The following is a 20,097-nucleotide window of genomic DNA, read 5'->3' as shown; positions in this document are numbered from 1 at the left end:
CAATAACTGTAAATCAGTGAAATAGTTTTTACTATTTCACCATTCGGAATATATTGTAAACGCTACCATTAAAACGCTGAATATGGACCTTTAAGGGGGAAAGTGAATGTTAACTGTGCTAGGATTAACCATGATAACGGTATTTACATATTTTATTATGTCGGGCCGTCTGTCTTCTTTTACCGCACTTACAGTGATTCCACTTCTTTTTGCTATTATTGGGGGATTTGCTGCAGAAGTTGATGACATGATGCTTGATGGAATTAAGCTTGTAGCTACTTCGGCTGCATTTCTCCTATTCGCTCTCCTGTTTTTTGGAATAATGATAGATGCTGGTATGTTCGATCCTTTAATTAATAAAATATTAAAAGTTGTTAAAGGTGATCCACTCAAAGTTGCTATTGGAACAGGCGTCTTGACTCTTTTAGTATCACTGGATGGAGATGGTACAACAACTTTTATGATTGTTATCTCTTCTATGCTACCTTTATATAAAAAGTTGAATATGAACCCTTTAGTTCTAGCCACTATTTCTATGCTTTCTTTTAGTGTGGTTTGTGGTTTAACTCCATGGGGTGGACCTGGAATCCGGGCGTTATCAGTTCTAGGACTAGAACAAACAGATTTCTTCATTCCTCTCATTCCAACGTTAATTGGGGGAGCTATATGGGTTATTTTTGTATCGTTTATTTTGGGTAAAATGGAAAGAAAACGATTGGGCATCATTGATCTAAAAGAATCTCATATTGCAGAATATGCCTTTTCTTTAGATGTAGCTGCCAATGAAGAATCTTCAATTAAACGACCAAAAATGTTATGGGTGAATCTAATATTGACTTTGCTTGTGATGGGAGTATTAATATCAGATCTTGTAAAACCAGCAATCTTATTTTTAATTGCAGTTGTAATAGCTATGTTTATTAACTATCCGACTATTGAACAACAAAAGGACAGAATTAAAGCTCATGGCGGAAACGCTTTAATGGTGTTACTAGTTGTATTTGCCGGTGGTGCTTTCACTGGAATTTTATCAGGCACAAAAATGATAGATTCAATAGCAGCAAATCTGGTTTCGATTCTTCCTGAATCATGGGGGCATTTTTTCCCCGTAATAATTGGCTTGGTTAGTATTCCTTTTACATTTGTTATGTCGAATGATGCTTTTTATTTTGGCGTAGTTCCTATTTTTGCAAATACTGCTTCTGCTTTTGGAATCGAACCAATAGAAATTGTTAGGGCAGTAGTTTTATCACAATCGGCTCATTTTTTACTTCCATTAGTTCCAGCTACAATTTTACTAACTGGAATGTTAAAACTCAATATTTCAGAGTATGTACGTTTCGCTTTTAAGTGGTCGGTTCTTACATGTTTAGTTTTAATTTCACTTGCATGGTTAACAGGTGCAATTATGACTTGATAGGCTCAACTTCATATGAACTTGGTATAATAAGTAATCAAAAGTATGTGACAATACAAAATGAAGAAACTTAAGTATATTCAAGAACATAGGTATGGACAAATAGATAAGTAAAACATACTCATCAATATTTCAATTTATTAAAAAATAAAAACACATACTAATTTCATTAGTATGTGTTTTTATTCCAAATGTCTTATATCACGAGAAAAGAGTATTTGTTGCTCCTAAGTGTAAGGGGTAAAACTTGAATTTATAAAAAGTGAGTTTGAGAAATTGCTTCTATGAATGAAGGGCGTTCAAGAAAGTATACGTTTGTAGTTAACATAATGAATTTTATCGGTAACAAAAAAAGCACCTAATCATAATACTAGGTGCTTTTTTTACACTACTCTTTACTTTGTATTTTACGGGCAGCATCTACTGCAAAATAAGTGAGAATACCATCACACCCTCCACGCTTAAATGCAAGTAAAGTCTCTATAATCACTTCATCTGGATTTAGCCAACCTTTTTCAAAAGACGCCATCATCATAGAATATTCTCCACTCACTTGATAAGCAAAAGTAGGAACAGAAAACTTAGTTTTTACACGTTGAACAATATCTAAGTAAGGTAGGCCTGGTTTTATCATTATCATATCAGCGCCTTCTTTTATATCTAGTTCTACTTCACGTAAAGCCTCATCCGAGTTTGCAGGATCCATTTGATACGTTTTTTTATCCCCTTTAAGTCTCTCACTTGAATTTAAGGCATCACGGAAAGGACCATAATAGCTAGAGGCATATTTTGCTGCATACGACATTATTCTAGTGTTGTGTAAATTCTCTTTATCTAAGGCAGTTCGAATGGCAAATATGCGACCATCCATCATATCAGATGGAGCAACAACATCTATTCCGGACTTTGCTAATATTAATGCCTGTTGAACCAACACACGAACACTTTCGTCATTATCAACATAACCATTAACAAGTATTCCATCATGACCGTGATCTGTATAAGGATCTAAAGCTACATCCCCAATTAAACCGACATTTGGGTATGCCTCCTTAAGTAGTTTTGCTGCCTGACAGACTACATTATTCGAATTTAACGCCTCAGTTCCAATTGAATCTTTTTTATTGTCTGGAATAACTGGAAATAAAGCAATTGCTGGAATCCCTAATTCTACAGCTTCTTTTACATGTTGAACTAAACAATCTAAACCGACTCGAAATTGACCTGGCATAGAATTAATTTCTTCTACTCCTGCCTCTTCTTTTACAAATATCGGCCAAATTAAATCATTAACTGTTAATTCATGCTGGGCAAGTAAACGACGATTCCAATCGTCCTTTCGATTTCTTCTCATACGGATTATTGGGAAGTTTTCCATTTCTATATCAATCCTCCATTAATTATTTAGATAAAATCTATCTCAACAAACTATTTAAGTATATATTAGTATTCCTTACTAGTACATAAAAGGCTACCATCACTGATTAACTTAGGAAATTAGGAAAGAATAAGTCCTTTGAGAAGCGATAGATTTATGAATATCCTATACAAAATTAGTTAAGTCGGGTAAGCGAGGGGCATCACTGCCCCTGACTCCCCTAAGAACCGTACGTGAGCCTTTCAACTCATACGGCTCAAGCCTCCCATTGCAGGTCCATTTGCTGTCGTATCTTCATCACATACCATAACGGTAAGTAAAACGTACGCCGACGCTCCAAGTGGAGGTATACATAACAGTACGTTTCTTTCGTCAGAAGATAGCCACAACCTTATGTTCCTACGAGAGACCAACGAGAAGTAGGCTCCCTTTCGGGCCTATCATGGGTTTGTCCGTGAGGACGATAGTATCCGTCCAGTTATACAGTTTCCTGCTTTTCTGTTCTCTTTCGAGACAACGGCATTCGCTTTCTCTCGTATCCTTTACCCTCTAGCACATTGTTTGACTTTACAGTCATCCTACTGTTCACACAGATGATAAAGGGCTTACCAAGTTCCGCATCTTATAGATACGACGAGGTTAGGTGGGTTCTTTACTCCGGGCAAGATACGGGACGCGTCACAGCAGCATTATGAATCTGCTTTTCCTCTTGCCAATACCCAGGCAAATCTGTGCACTATCCTGAGCTAACACTTACGAAGCTTACAAACCTTCACTAATGTTCACCATACTCATCTTCCCCTAGCAGTGTTCCGAGTCGTGCACTGACTCTCTGTTTCCGCATTTCCGCATGCAACCCACGAGCCCGTTACCAGACCCGCAGTTTTGGACGGGGATAGTTTTTGCGTCTAAACCAGTGGCGTAAGCCACACTATATAAAAGCGACTTCTTGTCGCACCATAATCACTCTTATCGGCATGAAACAAAGACCCTCTTTAATAAAAGGGTCTCTATTTATAGAATTGAATATAAAAAGTAATATTATTTTTATGATAGATGTGACAGTTGCTTATCTAATAACTTATATAAAGCTTGGGTTCCATCATTTTGTGCCCCTTGATTGGCTAGATCATCGTATAATGATTTAGCTAATCTTAAGCCTGGTGTTAATAATTTCATTTCTTCGGCAGATTCGAGGGCAATTCTCATATCTTTTATGAAATGCTTGATATAAAATCCAGGTTCAAAATTACCTTTAATCATTCGAGGAGCTAAATTACTAAGTGACCAACTTCCTGCAGCTCCAGTTTCAATACTTTCTAATACTCTCTTTTGATCCAAACCAGATTGTTTTGCATATACCATTGCTTCACAAACACCTATCATATTTGAAGCAATCGCTATTTGATTACACATTTTAGTGTGCTGTCCGGCTCCAGCTTTTCCTTGTAGAACAATATTAGTTCCCATTAACTCAAAAATAGGTTTCATGGCATCAAAATCTTTCTTATCTCCTCCAACCATGATAGCTAACGTACCTTTTTGAGCTCCAATATCTCCACCAGAAACAGGAGCATCTAATGCATAAATGTTCTTTTCTGAAGCTAGCTTATGAACTCTCTGTGCTAAAAGAGGACTTGATGTCGTCATATCAATTACATAAGACCCTTCTTTTGCAGAATGAAGAATACCCTCTTCTCCTAAATAAACTTCCTCCACATCTGCTGGATAGCCTACCATTGTGATGATTATATTTGACTCTGAAGAAAGCTCACCAATTGTATCTTTCCAAATAGCGCCGTTATCAATTAACTCTTGAGCACGAGCAGGCGTTCTATTATAAACTAGAACTTTATATCCGGAATTTATAAGGTGACTTGCCATACTTTTCCCCATTACGCCTGTACCAATAAAACCTATAACTGTAGTTTTCGTATTATACATAACTTTCTTCCTCTCCAATCTTAATTTTATGTTTATAAAACATAAAAAAGTATTTAACTCTTACAGTTAAATACTTCTGCCCAGGCGTACGACGATATGAACTATACGCTTCCTCGTGGTACTCCACGCTTCGCCAGTTACGTATAGAGAATACTAATTACATATAATTATACATTAATTAAAGAAAATTCCAATAATTTAATTTTACTTTTTTTAGTAAAACACTTCCCAATTAACACATTTGAAAAATGAGACAGAAAGTAAACATTCTTAGTTCACATAAAGCTGATTATGTGTAGTTTTACTTTTCACCATATCATTAAGTAATGATAAACTTACCTTATTAAAAATAGTTTTATCATTTAAATACTTTGTAGAAAAACCTGGGGTTTATCGGTATGATCTTGAATTAGATAAGTGAGTACGGCGTCATCTTAAGTCAACCAATGATTCTTGGAGAGTTAATGAGACGTACGTAGAAGTCAAAGGTTAATGGATGTACCTATATCATACCCTTGATGCATAAGGAAATACGATTGCTTTTTATCTAAGTGAATCAAGAGGGAAACAAGTAGCCAAGCGCTTTTTTAAGAAAGCCTTGGCTTTTTCCGATGTTTCCAAATCTCGTATCATAACAATACATAAGATCCCTGCCTATCCTGTAGTAATTCAAGATAGGCTGTTCGGATTAACTTCATAAGCCGAATGATCATTTACCAACTACTCAGTATCTGAAATTTTCTCCTTAATTTCCGTGATATTAATCACAGAAATTAAGGGAAAAAATGGAATAAAATATACTGAAAAGAGTGCATGATGGAATTTTTCTTCTAAGTGATTGTAAAGAAAGATAAAAATTTCAGAAATCTATCGCATTCTTTAAATGGCCCTATTCATATTTACTCAAATAAGTTAAAAGGGTTAATTAGCTCTGCCAAGTAGGTTAAAGGTGGTGAATTTTTATAAAAGAAGGTGATGAAGGGTACGAAAAAGGTTCTTGTGTAAAAATAAAAAGTAACATCTAAGTTTAGTGATTCATAACAACATCTAATTTATATATTGGAGTTTAAAAAGAAATTATATCTATTTATATCTTTATGTTAGAACTTTAATTTTTGTAATTTAAATGAATTTTTATAGAAAAATCAATATATTACCTTTCCCTTTAAGGAGATTCGATGAAATGATATTTGTATGTGAAAAACATGTTAAAACGGCTATAGATATGTTAAAAGCACCTCATGTTGATAAATTGACTAATCCTTTTAAATGTTCCATATGTCAAGAAAATGCTGCTTATAAAATATACTATTATGATTATATTACATGGATAAATAAAAATAGTTCGTGCGCAAAAACATCTAATAAAGACATAAAACTGGCATACCCAGCTCAAGTACAAAAACCTATTTAGAAATGTAGATAACCAATCTTAAGCTCTTTATGATCAATGGTAATGAAAATTAAACTTCACAGTTTAGGATATATCTGAACGTTAATTAGAGGAGGAAAAAACATGCTTGAGTTAAAAAAAACCTATCAGAAAAAACAAATCAACTTCTTTACCGATGAGTATTATGAATATGTGTCAATGTTAAAAGGGTACGAAAAGACACAAGTAAACAGAAAGGAGTCTTATTACACTACTGATAATTTTAGGGAAAAAGGTGATTCATTGTATGAATGTATAGCACTAGAGATTGTACATCAACTTCACTGTCAATTAAAATGTGAATACTGCTATGTGGCTCAAAATACAAAAGGTGATGAAATTAAACCAGTTCCAGCTGATGATATAATAGAAATCATTAATCAGGCTTCAGAAATTGATCAAACGACTGGGAAAAAAATCTTTGGACAGGTTGTATTTATTGGTGGCGAACCGACACTACATCCTAAATTACCTTATTTGATAGAGTATGCGTTAAAAAGTGGATTATCCCCGATACTGGTTACAAATGGCGTAAAACTAGCTAATCTAGAATATGCAAAGAAAGTCTGTTTGCCTGGGGTGGTAATTGTTACCCATCTACCATATCTTGATGAACAGGGAGACGTAGAGCATGATACAATAGTAAGATTTCCAGGCTACTCTAATACTTTAAAAAAGGCTATTAACAATATCTTAACCGTAAAAAAAGATCTAAATACTTTCGGAAAGGATATTGAACTCGTAGGTGACTTTGTCATTAATGCCCAAACAATAAAATATGCTTTTGAGGTGCACAAATATTGTAGAATGAATAATATAACCTCTTTTTTTGAAAGAATGAGAGTTTCTGATGACCAAAGAAATAAATACCTGATTCCTGATCCTAATGATGTTAAAGAATTATTAATGAAAATCTATGAGTATGATAGAAGAAATTATCCTCATTTAATACTTCCAGCCGATCAAGTTAGTGAGGCTGAGGAATTACTTAAAAAGATAGAGTATTTGATAACTCCAGCATTCACCAATGCATGTACAATGACTCAAACTGGAATACATATCAAATACAATCAGAATGGTTTTGGAGAAGCTATATCTTGTGTGGGACAATCTATTCCGCACGGAAATGTCAAAAGGAATAACTTAAGAGAAATTTTAAAAAATAAAGTAGAATCACGAATATTTTCTGAGCAAAAGGAATTTATTGCAGGTCCATGTGCTGTATGTGAACTTTATCACTTAGTTGGATGTGAGGGGGGATGTAGAGGAAATGCTAATGCCTCCTTTAATTGTGGCAGAGCCTCTGATCCTGAATGCCTGTTTATTAAAGAAGAGTTAAGACTAAACCAAGAAAAGATGGCTCCTGAAAATTGTGATGATTGTCCAGTTAGAGAGTGGGCATCTTGCAGTAGTTATATGGATCAATATCATAAAGAAAATGGTAACTTATCTAAAATAGAAATTTAAAGAAAAAGGTATTTTGTCATTTTAGACAGATCTTCTTCCACAACGCGAAGGTTCCAAAAATATAACTACTATTAATAAATATAAGGAATGTTATAGATAACAGATCTGATGGAAAAAGCCTTAGATCTTATAAAATCTAAGGCTTTTTATTTATCAATATAAATCTTTATTCCTTAACGAAAATAGCGCTTTACTGAAACTATCCTCTTCCTAAAAGTGTGTTTGCAGTTGATAAGTCTGTTACGAGAACGTCAATCCATTTACCTCTTAGCACTGCACGAATGGCTGCTACTTTGTCATCCCCACTTGCAAAGGCGATGATATTTTGTGCTTGTCTTATTTCAAGTGCAGACAACCCAATCATATGGTTTTCTTCTTCATAAAAAATCGGAGTGCCTTTTTCATCAAGGAAAGAGGTACTAATATTTGCTACTGCTCCTTTTTCCCGGGCCTTATCCATATCATCTCTACTAAAATACCCTGATTTTACAATAGTTGAGTCTTTTGAAACTTGTCCAATACCCACTAAAACTGTCGTTGCTTTTTTTCCAAGTTCAATAACCTCGTTAATATTTTGTTCATTCATCATAATATCACGTGCTTGTTGTGAACCAACGATAGCCGGGGCGTTAAGAGTCCAATACTTCGACTTCAATTTTTCACCAAAAGTACGTACATTTTCATTCGCATGCCAATTTGATCCTTCAGCTCCCCATCCACCAATGACTGGAACAAACTGCATATTTTTTCGTGAAAAGTAGTTCAATTCAGCGCCAACATCTGCAAGACTTCTACTAGCCATAATGCCAATGACGTCTTGATCTCTTAAAATAGATTCTAATAGCTGCGCACCTGCTCGAGCAAGATGTTTGTTGAGGAGCTGCTTATCCGCACCAGGAGCATGAACAACAATTGCATTTTTAATCCCGAATGTTTCAATAAGTTCCCGTTCTACCTGATGTTCTTCAGAAAAAGGATTATTAATTGTAATTTGAACAATTCCTTCTGAACGAGCTGCATTTAACATTCGGCTAACTTGTGGTCGAGAAGTTCCTAATTGTTTAGCAATCTCTTGTTGATTTAAACCATCAATATAATATAACGTACTTACTTTAATAAGCATACGTATTCTTTCTTCCATCATATTATACATGTTTTTATTCTCCTTGTTGAACAAATGTTCATGCTTGAAATTTTGTTAATTCAATTGTAAAATACTAGTAGAATGTTTACAACAGGTTATTTTTCAGTAGGAGTAGAGTATAGCAAGAGCCTAGATTAGATGTAAAGCATAGGTAAGTTAATTAAAAATATTTGAGTAAGAAAGGATCATTGATAGATTCTTTACCTATGAAACTAGGTTCTTTCCAACCTCATCTACTACACAACGTAGAAGATGTATTTTGATTCAGAAGGAGGAACCAAGAGATGATTAGTCTAGACGTACCTATGAATGGTAAATTTGGTGAATATGGAGGTAAATTTGTTCCGGAGACATTGATGTATGCATTAAACGAGCTGGAGAAGTCTTTTCATCATTATCGGAACGACCCGGGGTTTATAAATGAAGTAAAAGAACTTCTTCAAGAATATTCAGGAAGACCTACACCTTTATATTATGCAGGGAGATTGACTGAGCACTTAGACGGGGCCAAAATTTATCTTAAACGAGAGGATTTAAATCATACCGGTGCTCATAAAATTAACAATGCCATCGCTCAAGCTTTGTTAGCTAAACGGATGGGTAAAAAGAAAATTATTGCGGAAACAGGAGCTGGTCAACATGGGGTAGCTACAGCTACAGTTTCTGCTCTCTTAGGATTAGAATGTAAAATTTTTATGGGAGAAGAAGATATTAAACGTCAACAACTGAATGTGTATCGGATGCAATTGTTAGGGGCTGAGGTAGTACCTGTTTCTTCTGGTTCTAAAACGTTAAAAGACGCTGGAAATGAAACGCTGCGCTATTGGGTGGAAAATGTAGAAGATACATACTTTTTATTTGGAACTGCTGCAGGACCACATCCGTATCCTGTGATGGTAAGGGATTTTCAACGAATTATTGGAGATGAAACAAAGGAACAAATAGTTACGAAAGAAGGGCGTTTACCGGATACGATTATCGCTTGTGTTGGCGGAGGAAGTAATGCTATTGGTATATTTTATCCGTTCTTAGAAGATACCGATGTTCGCCTAATTGGAGTAGAGGCAGGGGGGAAAGGTATCGAAACAGAAAGGCATGCAGCTTCTCTAACAAAAGGAATTCCAGGTGTGTTTCAAGGATCAATGAGTTATTTAATACAAGACGAATTTGGTCAAGTAAAAGAAGCCTATTCGATTTCCGCAGGACTTGATTATCCAGGAGTAGGACCGGAGCATTCTTACTTAAAAGATGTAGAACGTGTTCAGTATCATTCCGTCACAGACAAAGAAGCGTTACAAGCCGTTGAAGTGTTAAGTCGAGTAGAAGGGATTATTCCTGCCTTAGAGAGTTCTCATGCTGTAGCTGAATGTATAAAAATTGCTCCTACACTTTCTAAAGACCATATTTTGATTGTTAACATTTCAGGAAGAGGAGATAAGGATATGGAATCAATTATGAAACATATAGGAAGTGCGGAAAAATGAATTTAATTGCCCAAACCTTTAATGAATTAAAAAAGAAAAATCAAACTGCCTTTATTCCATTTATTGCTGTTGGTGAGTGTGACCTTCAAACGACGATTGAAATCTTACGTGAGCTACAAAATGCTGGTGCCAGTATAATTGAACTAGGAGTACCTTATTCTGATCCTCTAGCTGATGGGCCTGTTATTCAAAGGGCTGCAAAGAGAGCACTCGAACAGGGAACGACGATATTCGATGTGTTTAACGTAGCAAAGGAAGCAAGAAAGGCGGGTATTCGTGTCCCATTCGTCTTATTTACATATTACAATCCTCTTTTACGAATCGGATTTGATACAGCTTTTTCTTTAATGAAGAAAAGTGGAATTAACGGAGTCATTGTTCCAGATTTACCTGTAGAAGAAAGCGAACCGATATGTTCCTTCTGCGCTACATATCAAATTGGTTTTATTCCTTTAGTAGCACCTACATCCAAGAGCCGAATCGAACAGATTGTGAAACAAGCAACGGGATTTATTTATTGTGTATCGTCTCTTGGTGTGACTGGAGTTCGGAAAGAATTTCATAAGGGGATTGAGGAGTTAATTTCTTCGATAAGAAATTCAACAGATTTACCTATCGCAGTTGGTTTTGGTATATCTAATCGAAAGCAATTTCAAAAAATTTCGGAACTATGTGAGGGAGGAGTAGTAGGCAGTGCGATTGTTCAAGTTATTGAAGACAACCTTCAGCTACTAACAGAGGTGGATAACCGTTCATTAGGACTTAAAGAAATTTATGATTTTGCTAATGATTTTTTAGATTAAAAAATATGGAGAATTAAATTACATTGTCAACTATGTTAAGGAAGGTGTCATTTAATGAAAGTTGGTTTTATTCTTTTTGATCAATTGACAGCTTTAGACTTTATTGGGTTTTACGATGGCATTACACGGTTAAAAACACTAGGATTTAAAAAAGATTTAACTTGGGATCTCTGTGCATTAAGCAATGAAATAAGCGATGATCGTGGAATTACATTTAAAATAAATAAAGTTTCACCCGACCTATCAGAGTATGATTTAATCTTTGTGCCAGGTGGAATGGGTACTGGAGCTTTGCAATATGATACTGAATTCATTAGCTGGTTAAAAACAGCAAAAGGTGTTCCTTATAAAGTTTCTGTGTGTACTGGATCACTTCTCCTAGGAGCAGCTGGCTTCCTAAGGAATATAAAAGCTACTACTCATCCAAATGGATTTGATTTACTAAAGCAATATACAGACAAAGTAGAAAAAGAACGGATTGTTAAAGATTCTAATGTTATTACTGGTGGTGGAGTTGCTACTTCAGTAGATCTAGGACTATATATATGTGAATTAATTGATGGACCAGAAACTGCAACAAAGATTCAAAAACAAATGGATTATCCTTATTATAAAACTGGTATTGTAAATTAGCATTAAAACCAAAAGCTTTCAAAATAAGCTTTTTGGTTATGGTTATCAGAAATCATTTACAAGTTTCAAAAAAACAAGTCTCTCTCCATTGGAGAAAGACTTGTTTTGTATCGTTATAATTTATTTATAGTTAAAAGTTCTGTAGCTGCAGGAACAAAACGAAATGTTGTATCTGTGATTTTAACTACTATGTTTTCATCATTTACAGCTTCTACTAATTTATCTAAATAAGGATATCGTTCATTTTTAAATCCTACTAACGGATAAATTCTAATCATACCGCCTTTTTTAGTTACTCGAATCATTTCTCGAATGCCCTGTAAATGAAACTCAAGGTCAAACTGCTCCTGATAAAGAAATAAGAAATGATTACATAACACAAGCGAAAATGTCTCATCATCAAAAGGTAAATTTGGTAAAGTTCCAGTAATAAAACGTTTTTCTATAGAATTTTCTTTATAGTGATTTAAAAAGAGTTTAAAAGATTCTTCTCTTATCTTATCGTGTTCCTCCAGGCTCTTATAAGAATCCCAAGATAAGAACGAAATATTTTTAGCCAGCTTTTCAGTGGCTTCTTTCATTTCTTTCTGCCCATGCAAGGTCATTTGCTCAACTGTTAAGTTATAAAGAGGGTCTACAGCAACAGCATTATAGCCTCTTTTGTTAGCTTCTGCTACAAATGAAGAAGCTCCAGCTGCAACATCTAAGATTTTTCCTTTTTTAAGGCAATCTTCTTCTAGCAAAAACATTTTTTCGTACTCTCCATAAGACCTACATGTCATAGCTACTCCAACTTGCTCATAAAACTCTGCTTTACTCATCTACACTCAGCTCTCCTCTACTCAACTAAAACTAATGGTTAGAAAAATCTAACAATTATAATTTTACCCTTACTCATTCCTATTTTCAACAGTAACTTGATGTATATCTTATTTATTCTAAGTTAACGTAATATACTTTATCTATTTTTATAATTTTGTTGTATTATAGCTTCCTAAAACTAAAACATCATGGCCGTACGTTTCCAAAATAGCAATAGCTTTGCGTACACTATCTTCTTGCAAACTTAGCTCAGTTTCAATAAAAAAACGGTATGTACCTAATTTTTTCTTAGTTGGGCGAGACTCAATCCAGGTAAGGTTGATAGAGAGTGATGAAAATACATTTAGAATTATTGCTAATAAACCAGGGCGCTCCTCATTAGGCGTTACCACTAACAATGTCTTCTTTCCTTTAGTTAATTTATTTTCATGCTTTCCCACTAAAACAAAACGAGTACAGTTCTCGCCATGATCTTGAATATTACTTTTCGTTACTTGTAAATCAAACATTCTTGCAGCCCACTCAGAACCAATGGCACCTACATCTTTTCTAGCCTGATCACGTAAAGTTTTAGCAGCAGAGGCTGTACTATTAAAATGCTTACTTGTAGCTCTTAGTTCTCGAATGTAGTTTCTACATTGAGCTAGTGCGGGTGGAATAGACCAAACCTCTTCAATTTGATCAGACTCGACACCTTTCATTGTAAGTAAGTGCAAAGAAACAGGGAGAATTACTTCCTCTTCAATAAAGAAATCATCCATTAATAAGCCATCTGCTGTCATATTGATTGTACCTTCAATTGAATTTTCAATTGGTACTAGGCCATTATCAACTCGATGGTCTTTAACAGCATCGAGTACATCTAAAATGGATTCACACATAAGCCATTCCACTTTATTAGATGAAAAATAACGAAATGCAGCTTCTTCTGAAAATGTGCCTTGGGGTCCTAAATATGCAACTTTCAAGTTCAAAACTCCTTCAGTTTTGAACCAAGTATAACCTAAATTTTCTATTGAAAACATATAAAATTACATATTACTCCAATTATCCACAAGGGAAAATGTGTTTCAAAAGATGAATAGAATATATAAAATTATGTGCCATAATGCATTTTATAAGAACCAAAATTGCAGCATTTATTGGTAAGATTCTTGAATTAAACAATATAAAAATACCATTTTGTGTTAAATTTAATTTATGTTATTTAAAATACTTAAGGTGGTTATCTAATGAAAAAAAGATTGGGTTGTTTCCATGCTCATCACTCTAATATTGAACATATCGAAAAAGCTCTAAAACCTTACAACATTGAATTAATTCATTTCGTAGATCCTGGCTTAGATCGTATTAAAATGGATTCTAACTTTACAAAGGATGTAGCACAAAAGAAAATTAAAGATACGTTAGAGTGGATATCAAGTTGCCATGTAGACGCCATTTTGATTACATGTACCTTTTTTACAGCTAATATCGAGCAAGATAAGCTTGCCTACTCAATTCCTATTATTAAAATTGATGATCCTTTATTTCAGTCAATCTGTGAGAAAGGTGAACCTCAAATTTTAGTCTTCACTAATCCAAACACCGTAGAAGGAACAATGAATCAACTAATTAACTTTGCAACTAAACAGAAAAAAAACATTCAAGTTGAACCTTATCTTTTAGAAAACACATTTAATCTTGTTATGGAAGGTAAGAAAGAAGAATATATAGAATCTGTATCAAGTGGATTAAGTCGACTTATAAATAATCACCCTGATAAAATTGTTTCAGCAGCGCAATTATCAATGGTACCTGCAGCAGAAATTATTGAATCAAAAACAGATGCTTACGTTGGAAACCATTTAAAATCATTATCTAATTACTTAGAAGAACTACTAAAACTAAACGTTTATCAATAATCAGTGAAGTGTCCATACTAAAAAATATTATGTACCTCATATACAAAGGTAATTAATATAGTCACTCTTATCGTTATTTATATGTATAAAAGCCTGTAGAATAATAATTCTACAGGCTTTGTCGCTCATAATATTAAGAAAGGTCCTTAGGATAGCTTATTATAGATACCCTTCTGATTAATCTCCATGAACAAGTTTTTATCTTTTACAGCTTGAAAGTCATATTGCTTATATAATCCATGAGCATCTTTTGTTGCTAACAAAATCCTTCGTACCTCTCTAATACTTGGACAATTAATCATAGTTTGAACAAGTAATTTGCCAAGACCTAATCCTCTAAATTCATTAAGTATAAATACATCAGCAAGGTAAGCGAAAGTTGATGAATCTGTAATAATTCTTCCGAATCCAACTTGTTTCGATTTTTCCTTTTCAGGATCTCCCGCAAACACACCAAAACAGATTGAATTTTGAATTGATTTTTCTACTAAACGTAAAGGTATTCCTTTAGACCAGTAAGCTTCCTCATGAAGGTAATTATAAATCAGCTCTACATCTAAATAGTTTTTGTTGCTTGAAATTGTAAAATCATTTTTAACATCGGTACTCATATACAGTCCTCCTAACTAGAAAATGTATTACTTTTCAGAAAATTAATTAGGGTGTTTGTTAAATTTAGGGTATTGATTTTAAATATATATAACCTATATAACTTAATATAATGGATTTTATAGGTAATCATAATAAATAAAAAAGGTAAGCCGTTAATTAAGGCTTACCTTTTTATTAACCTTGTAGTTGTTCGTGAGTCTCTATTTTCTCCTTTTGTGTAACCTTACGAGGTTCAGGCAGTAACAAGTTTAAAATGGCTGCTCCTGCTAAGATTATAATTGAAAGATAAAAAGAAATATTATAACTACCTGTTTCGTTATAAAATAAACCTGGTAAATAAGCGCCCAATGCCGATCCTATTTGATGGCTAAGGAATAACCACCCTAAAATAAAACCAATGGAGTATTCTTTAAAATATTGAGTAGCTAGTAATTGAGTTGGAGCTACAGTTGCAAAGTCAACTAATCCAAATAATACTGCAAAAATAAGCAATAATGCAGAATTATGACTGTACAAGAGAATACAAATAGATATTGCCCTCATTCCATATAAAAGGAATAACATTTTGCGACTACTCCAGCAATCAGCGACAACACCAGATAGTAAGATACCTATAATATTAAACCCAGCAAGTATACTTACGGCAGCACTAGTAACACTTGTTGAGAATCCATGATCATGCGAAAAAGGAATAAGGTGCGTATCCATTAATCCTGTAGTAGTGAAACCACAAATAGCAAAAGGTAAGATTAAAAACCAAAACTCTCTTTTTAGAAAGACATTCCATATTGAAGAGCTTGTGTTTAAAGCTTTTTTTTCGACTGTACTTTCTTCTACGATTTCACCCCCAATAGGAACTAAACCTTTCTCTTTAGGATGGTTCCGTAAAAATAAAAGGACGATAGGAAAGACAATAAGCACTAAAAAGGCGCCTAATATAACAACGGTCATTTTCCAGTTAAGCCAATGAATTAACATGAGCGATCCTGGGACAAGAAGCATTTGTCCAGCACCAAAACCAGCTTCCATAATTCCAAGCGCAAGTCCACGTTTTTCGTTAAACCAATTGGTCACAACCACTGTTGCGGCTACATTGGAGGCTCCTCCCACGCCGAGAGAAACCATAATTCCGTAAAGAAAGAATAATTGCCAAGGATGAGTTACAAAAGAGGTGAGAAAAATACTTATCCCTACTAGAAAAGTGCTAAAAGATAAAATGAGCCGAGCACCTAATTTATCTACGAGCCTTCCAACGAGTGGTTGAGACAGCCCATAAGTAATAAAACTCAATGTTGAAATAAGAGAAATGGTCCCTCTATCCATTGAGAAATCTGTTTCCCAAGGCTCAACAAAAGCTCCAAATGAAAGACGAACACCTTGAACGGCTAAAAAGGTCAAAAATGTAACAAAAACAATAATCCAAGCGTAATGAAATGTTCTTTTCATATATTCCCCTCAACTAAAAGTGATTATTTTTTTCTTAGCTCTAAATCCCAGCGTTCTTCTATTAAAGTAGCTCCCCACAAGGATTTTTTCTCTTGAACTTCCATTATTTCAAACCCAAACTTTTTATATAGTGGTCTAGCTGTCACCATATCACTAACGGACCAAAGAAAAAGGCGTTCATAATCATGTTCTTTACAGTATTGAACTAGAGAGTTAATAAGTTGACTCCCTATTCCTTTTTTGTGAAATGACGGATTTACTAAGAACCACCTTAACTGTCCTACCTTATTGCCATCATTCACTAAGCCAATACAGCCTGCAAACTCTCGATTTATTTCTGCTATCCAGATTCTTTCTATATCAGCATTAAAGGTCTCCTGAAGATACGATAAAAAGCTGTTATCCCATTTATGTACTTGATTATAAAATAACCATTGTTGTTCAATCATGTTGTTAATATCATCAGAAGTATAATAGCTTCTAACAGAAACAGCTTCTTCGTCTTTTTCTTTAAATGAAGTCGAAAGAATTTCTTGTATGGTATTCATTGAGGCTACAAGCTTTTGTTGTTGGGTATAATCTAAATTTTTAAGAATATATTCCACCTGCTGGTTCGCCTTCTTTTCCAACTCTTTATAAATTAATTCCCCATGCTCTGTTACATACAAAAAATGATTACGTCCATCTTCTTTACACTTTTGTTTATAAACCATCTTTTCTTTTTCGAATTTTTTGATAATTCTACTTACATAACCACCATCTAAATCCAACTTTTCCTGAATGTTTTTAGCCATACAATTGCTAGTGTTATAAATTTCAAATAAAATACGAGTTTCTGTTAAAGAAAAAGGGCTGTCATAGATATGTTCATTTAAAAAGCCTAAAACATCTGTATAAAACCGGTTGAATTTTCGGAACTCAAGACCACACTCACTCTGTACATTGATCATATTCACACCTCTTCAAAGTCTAATAAATTATTACATACGTAATTATTTACCAATTCTAACCTCAACACTTGCCTGAGTCAACTATTATTCTTAGATTTTATCCTTAAAAATGAATGCGATATATAGATTTAGTTAACATCTTGTACTTTCTAGGCAACAGTAAAAAGAAGTCTCCCATTGAGACTTCTTTTTACTACTGTCTATATTAAACATTAGGTTACCAAAGTCCCTTTATTCTATATAGGATAGAGAAGATTTGGTTCCTGTAATTCGTTTTATGGTAACTAACTTAAAGGATAAGAACAACGAAAAAGGCCATCTAATGGTTGCAAATTAGATGGCCTTTTAAAAGTTGTCTTTTGTTTTCTAGAATATAACATATTTTTAAAAGAAGTTTCAATTGTAAGAAGCTTCTTTTAAAAATAAATAGAATAGGAAAGTTAATGCCTCTCAGCATTGTAAGTAGTTTATCCAAAAGATATTCTGTTAACACGCTTAGACCTGGGATAAATACATATTGAAAACGAAGCATTTAGTTGAAAGGACTTATAAACTGTGTCAATTGGGATTTGGGCTGTCCTCCAATTTTGCTTTTCAGTATCTTTCCATTTTTAAACAAGATAATGGTTGGAAATACGTCTACAGGGAATTTGTCTACTACTTTTTTTTCCTCATTCACATTAATTTCTACAAATTTAATATCTTTTTTACTATTTTTCTCTATAGACTCTAAGTTTGCTCGAGTTGCTTGGCACTCTTCTGTCTGTGGATTAGAAAAATAAGCTAAGGTTATGCCTTCCTTAATTAATGAGAAAAAATTATCTTTTGTCCCTCTTAAAATAGTCATTACAATCCTCCAAATCATCTTTTCGTAATAAAGGCTTTAACTATGTTTTATTCGTTGTCTTGCTAATCATTCGCAGTATAAGAACTTAAATAGATATAGTGTTTTCTAGGTGACAGATACCTGAAAAATACGTATAATAAGGGAGAATGTTAACCTTAACCAAGTACATTCATTCAGACTAGGAGAAGTCTTTCTCAATTGAGAAAGGCTTTTTCGTTTTTGAAAAATTTTGATATCTAGAAAAACTACCTAGTAGTTGCAATTTGTAGCTCATTAGAGAATTTGTCTTTGGATACAAATGATAACATGTTTTATTCATATACTTCAAACGCTCTGCCCCACTAGTTTAAACACAAAAACTATCCCTGTCCAACTATGGATCCATTAACAGGTCTAAAAAGGTACACCTTTTTAGACTATAGGAAAACTAATGACAAAACGTCTACTTACTTTACTAAATAAACCTTATTATACGCACAAAAAGTAATTAACCTTTTTATGCGTTATAAGGTTACGTAAGCTCAGATTAGCTTCTCATTTTCTCTTATAAATCACAATTAGAACAATCTTGATTGTTCAGGAATAGACGCAAAAGCTTATCAAGACCAAATCGTAAAAAGTCATAAAAAAATAGATAGTGATACATATTAGTCATGTATAATATGTGTCACCATTTTACTTCTTGTTCAACAAACGCGCCCTTTATTAGAACAACTGTTTTTTAATAATTTTAGGTAAACCATCTTTATCGTTTGACAAAGGCTAAATTTGCCATTATCATCAACTCAAACTTATTTACAGGGAGAGGTTAAGATGAAAATTTATGTTGATGCCGATGCTTGTCCAGTAAAAGATATCATTATCTCTGAAGGTACGAATGCTGAAATTCCTGTTATCCTTGTCACTAGTTTTTCTCATTTTTCTAATGCGGAACAACCATCAGGAGTGGAAACCATTTATGTTGATTCTGGAGCAGATGCTGCGGATTATCGTATTATGAGGTTAGTAGAAAAAGGAGATATAATCGTTACGCAAGATTATGGTCTTGCTTCGCTAGGTTTAGCAAAAGGGTGTGCGGTACTTCACCATAATGGGTCTAGCTATACAAATGAAAACATTGACCAATTATTACAAACACGTTATTTGAGTGCAATGGCTCGAAAAAGCGGAAAGCGTACAAAGGGGCCAAAACCATTTACATCAGAAGATAAGGAGAAATTTAAGGGGCTTTTTAAAAGAGCGATTTCACGTTAAAAAAGAATCATCCATTGTTAAGAAAAACCTAGAAAAATAAATTGTCCAAATATTAAACTAACCTGCTCCGTTAGCTTAAGTACATTTCTTAACAATCTTCTCTATCTACTTCAACAAAATTCACCTAATTCGCTCATTAAGTGTTATTCCACAAAAGGGCCCTTAACAAAAAAGAAAGAGCACAATTCTTGTTAACATAATGTCTCTTTACGGAGATAAGAAAGCAAAAGAACCCTTGGGGCGGTAGGCTTCCACCAAGGATTTTTTACCCGAATCATGCAACTTTTTATGCATCGTTGATATGACTATGTTCTTTGGATAGTTGAAAGAAACAAGAACGTATAAAAAGTGCACCTTTTATACATATGCTTATACGGAAAAATATAGTATCTCCAGCAAAAATGTGCTATTGTTTATTTGCAGTTATTTCTTTCATATTCACCTACGTGTGAACCCTATTAAAAGCAACCTCGCTTGCCAATGCCGAGGTTGCTTTTTATTTTGTTAACGATAATAATGACTTTCACATCGTATAATAGATTTAAATATTTTGTCCGTAA

17 protein-coding genes, 1 pseudogene and 1 riboswitch are annotated in these 20,097 nt (G+C 34.0%); of the genes and pseudogenes, 9 read left to right on the top strand and 9 right to left on the bottom strand.

Going from position 1 to position 20,097, the window contains the following annotated elements:
* The first annotated feature begins 106 nt into the window (after positions 1–106).
* Positions 107–1,417, top strand: a complete 1,311-nt coding sequence (locus tag ACFX4R_RS24360; RefSeq protein WP_377570680.1) for a CitMHS family transporter — start codon at positions 107–109, stop codon at positions 1,415–1,417.
* A 388-nt stretch (positions 1,418–1,805) separates the two neighbouring features.
* On the opposite strand, the gene hemB is transcribed toward ACFX4R_RS24360, so the two are convergent.
* Entirely contained in the window at positions 1,806–2,795 is a 990-nt protein-coding gene (gene hemB, locus ACFX4R_RS24355) for a porphobilinogen synthase (RefSeq protein WP_377570678.1), read from the bottom strand.
* 1,047 nt (positions 2,796–3,842) lie between these two features.
* The gene (locus ACFX4R_RS24350) at positions 3,843–4,739 is read right to left on the bottom strand and encodes an NAD(P)-dependent oxidoreductase (protein WP_377570676.1); all 897 of its coding nucleotides are present in this window, start codon (positions 4,737–4,739) and stop codon (positions 3,843–3,845) included.
* Between the two features lie 71 nt (positions 4,740–4,810).
* A riboswitch (ZMP/ZTP riboswitch) is annotated at positions 4,811–4,890 on the bottom strand.
* A gap of 270 nt (positions 4,891–5,160) precedes the next feature.
* Here ACFX4R_RS24350 and ACFX4R_RS24345 point away from each other — a divergent pair.
* The 3 genes and pseudogenes from ACFX4R_RS24345 to ACFX4R_RS24335 form a co-directional block, all read left to right on the top strand.
* Positions 5,161–5,412: pseudogene (locus ACFX4R_RS24345) on the top strand (DDE-type integrase/transposase/recombinase); the annotation flags it as partial.
* Between the two features lie 510 nt (positions 5,413–5,922).
* Entirely contained in the window at positions 5,923–6,153 is a 231-nt protein-coding gene (locus ACFX4R_RS24340) for a hypothetical protein (RefSeq protein WP_377570674.1), read from the top strand.
* Positions 6,154–6,255: 102 nt separating this feature from the next.
* Positions 6,256–7,638 carry a radical SAM protein gene (locus tag ACFX4R_RS24335; RefSeq protein ID WP_377570672.1) on the top strand — a complete coding sequence of 461 codons (1,383 nt, stop codon included), beginning with the start codon at positions 6,256–6,258 and terminating at the stop codon, positions 7,636–7,638.
* Positions 7,639–7,837: 199 nt separating this feature from the next.
* Here ACFX4R_RS24335 and ACFX4R_RS24330 read toward each other — a convergent pair whose 3' ends face one another.
* Entirely contained in the window at positions 7,838–8,791 is a 954-nt protein-coding gene (locus tag ACFX4R_RS24330; RefSeq protein ID WP_377570670.1) for a sugar-binding transcriptional regulator, read from the bottom strand.
* 275 nt (positions 8,792–9,066) lie between these two features.
* Between ACFX4R_RS24330 and trpB the strand changes: the two genes are divergently transcribed.
* From trpB to ACFX4R_RS24315, 3 genes are read left to right on the top strand one after another with little or no spacing between them, the layout of a single operon-like run.
* The gene (trpB, locus tag ACFX4R_RS24325; RefSeq protein WP_377570669.1) at positions 9,067–10,266 is read left to right on the top strand and encodes a tryptophan synthase subunit beta; all 1,200 of its coding nucleotides are present in this window, start codon (positions 9,067–9,069) and stop codon (positions 10,264–10,266) included.
* Positions 10,263–11,069, top strand: coding sequence for a tryptophan synthase subunit alpha (gene trpA / locus ACFX4R_RS24320; RefSeq protein ID WP_377570666.1), 807 nt, complete (start codon positions 10,263–10,265; stop codon positions 11,067–11,069). The genes trpB and trpA overlap by 4 nt, the downstream gene beginning before the upstream one ends.
* 54 nt (positions 11,070–11,123) lie before the next feature.
* Positions 11,124–11,702: a DJ-1/PfpI family protein gene (locus ACFX4R_RS24315; protein WP_377570664.1), complete on the top strand. Its 579-nt coding sequence runs from the start codon at positions 11,124–11,126 to the stop codon at positions 11,700–11,702.
* A gap of 113 nt (positions 11,703–11,815) precedes the next feature.
* On the opposite strand, the gene ACFX4R_RS24310 is transcribed toward ACFX4R_RS24315, so the two are convergent.
* Together ACFX4R_RS24310 and pheA are read right to left on the bottom strand one after the other, a co-directional pair.
* Positions 11,816–12,523: a class I SAM-dependent methyltransferase gene (locus tag ACFX4R_RS24310; RefSeq protein WP_377570661.1), complete on the bottom strand. Its 708-nt coding sequence runs from the start codon at positions 12,521–12,523 to the stop codon at positions 11,816–11,818.
* A 147-nt stretch (positions 12,524–12,670) separates the two neighbouring features.
* Positions 12,671–13,492 carry a prephenate dehydratase gene (pheA, locus tag ACFX4R_RS24305; RefSeq protein ID WP_377570659.1) on the bottom strand — a complete coding sequence of 274 codons (822 nt, stop codon included), beginning with the start codon at positions 13,490–13,492 and terminating at the stop codon, positions 12,671–12,673.
* A 264-nt stretch (positions 13,493–13,756) separates the two neighbouring features.
* Between pheA and ACFX4R_RS24300 the strand changes: the two genes are divergently transcribed.
* Positions 13,757–14,428 carry a hypothetical protein gene (locus ACFX4R_RS24300; RefSeq protein WP_377570657.1) on the top strand — a complete coding sequence of 224 codons (672 nt, stop codon included), beginning with the start codon at positions 13,757–13,759 and terminating at the stop codon, positions 14,426–14,428.
* Between the two features lie 146 nt (positions 14,429–14,574).
* On the opposite strand, the gene ACFX4R_RS24295 is transcribed toward ACFX4R_RS24300, so the two are convergent.
* The 4 genes from ACFX4R_RS24295 to ACFX4R_RS24280 form a co-directional block, all read right to left on the bottom strand.
* Positions 14,575–15,039: a GNAT family N-acetyltransferase gene (locus ACFX4R_RS24295; RefSeq protein ID WP_377570655.1), complete on the bottom strand. Its 465-nt coding sequence runs from the start codon at positions 15,037–15,039 to the stop codon at positions 14,575–14,577.
* Positions 15,040–15,214: 175 nt separating this feature from the next.
* Positions 15,215–16,486: an MFS transporter gene (locus ACFX4R_RS24290; RefSeq protein WP_377570653.1), complete on the bottom strand. Its 1,272-nt coding sequence runs from the start codon at positions 16,484–16,486 to the stop codon at positions 15,215–15,217.
* Between the two features lie 23 nt (positions 16,487–16,509).
* Positions 16,510–17,436, bottom strand: coding sequence for a bifunctional helix-turn-helix transcriptional regulator/GNAT family N-acetyltransferase (locus tag ACFX4R_RS24285; protein WP_377570651.1), 927 nt, complete (start codon positions 17,434–17,436; stop codon positions 16,510–16,512).
* A gap of 532 nt (positions 17,437–17,968) precedes the next feature.
* The gene (locus ACFX4R_RS24280; RefSeq protein WP_377570649.1) at positions 17,969–18,283 is read right to left on the bottom strand and encodes a thioredoxin family protein; all 315 of its coding nucleotides are present in this window, start codon (positions 18,281–18,283) and stop codon (positions 17,969–17,971) included.
* A gap of 813 nt (positions 18,284–19,096) precedes the next feature.
* Between ACFX4R_RS24280 and ACFX4R_RS24275 the strand changes: the two genes are divergently transcribed.
* Entirely contained in the window at positions 19,097–19,537 is a 441-nt protein-coding gene (locus ACFX4R_RS24275; RefSeq protein ID WP_377570647.1) for a YaiI/YqxD family protein, read from the top strand.
* The last annotated feature ends 560 nt before the right edge of the window (positions 19,538–20,097 follow it).

It is taken from the genome of Priestia sp. YIM B13490 (assembly GCF_042787735.1).
In the GTDB taxonomy this organism is placed as follows: Bacteria; Bacillota; Bacilli; order Bacillales; family Bacillaceae_H; genus Priestia; species Priestia megaterium.
The sequence above is the reverse complement of the archived record's forward strand: the minus strand, read 5'-3'. Positions and strand labels throughout refer to the sequence as shown.

Excerpts from the sequence above, each read along its gene's own strand:
- ACFX4R_RS24360 (WP_377570680.1), top strand. The coding sequence starts at position 107 with ATGTTAACTGTGCTAGGATTAACCATGATAACGGTATTTACATATTTT.
- hemB (WP_377570678.1), bottom strand. The coding sequence starts at position 2,795 with ATGGAAAACTTCCCAATAATCCGTATGAGAAGAAATCGAAAGGACGAT.
- ACFX4R_RS24350 (WP_377570676.1), bottom strand. The coding sequence starts at position 4,739 with ATGTATAATACGAAAACTACAGTTATAGGTTTTATTGGTACAGGCGTA.
- ACFX4R_RS24340 (WP_377570674.1), top strand. The coding sequence starts at position 5,923 with ATGATATTTGTATGTGAAAAACATGTTAAAACGGCTATAGATATGTTA.
- ACFX4R_RS24335 (WP_377570672.1), top strand. The coding sequence starts at position 6,256 with ATGCTTGAGTTAAAAAAAACCTATCAGAAAAAACAAATCAACTTCTTT.
- ACFX4R_RS24330 (WP_377570670.1), bottom strand. The coding sequence starts at position 8,791 with ATGTATAATATGATGGAAGAAAGAATACGTATGCTTATTAAAGTAAGT.
- trpB (WP_377570669.1), top strand. The coding sequence starts at position 9,067 with ATGATTAGTCTAGACGTACCTATGAATGGTAAATTTGGTGAATATGGA.
- trpA (WP_377570666.1), top strand. The coding sequence starts at position 10,263 with ATGAATTTAATTGCCCAAACCTTTAATGAATTAAAAAAGAAAAATCAA.
- ACFX4R_RS24315 (WP_377570664.1), top strand. The coding sequence starts at position 11,124 with ATGAAAGTTGGTTTTATTCTTTTTGATCAATTGACAGCTTTAGACTTT.
- ACFX4R_RS24310 (WP_377570661.1), bottom strand. The coding sequence starts at position 12,523 with ATGAGTAAAGCAGAGTTTTATGAGCAAGTTGGAGTAGCTATGACATGT.
- ACFX4R_RS24300 (WP_377570657.1), top strand. The coding sequence starts at position 13,757 with ATGAAAAAAAGATTGGGTTGTTTCCATGCTCATCACTCTAATATTGAA.
- ACFX4R_RS24295 (WP_377570655.1), bottom strand. The coding sequence starts at position 15,039 with ATGAGTACCGATGTTAAAAATGATTTTACAATTTCAAGCAACAAAAAC.
- ACFX4R_RS24290 (WP_377570653.1), bottom strand. The coding sequence starts at position 16,486 with ATGAAAAGAACATTTCATTACGCTTGGATTATTGTTTTTGTTACATTT.
- ACFX4R_RS24285 (WP_377570651.1), bottom strand. The coding sequence starts at position 17,436 with ATGATCAATGTACAGAGTGAGTGTGGTCTTGAGTTCCGAAAATTCAAC.
- ACFX4R_RS24280 (WP_377570649.1), bottom strand. The coding sequence starts at position 18,283 with ATGACTATTTTAAGAGGGACAAAAGATAATTTTTTCTCATTAATTAAG.
- ACFX4R_RS24275 (WP_377570647.1), top strand. The coding sequence starts at position 19,097 with ATGAAAATTTATGTTGATGCCGATGCTTGTCCAGTAAAAGATATCATT.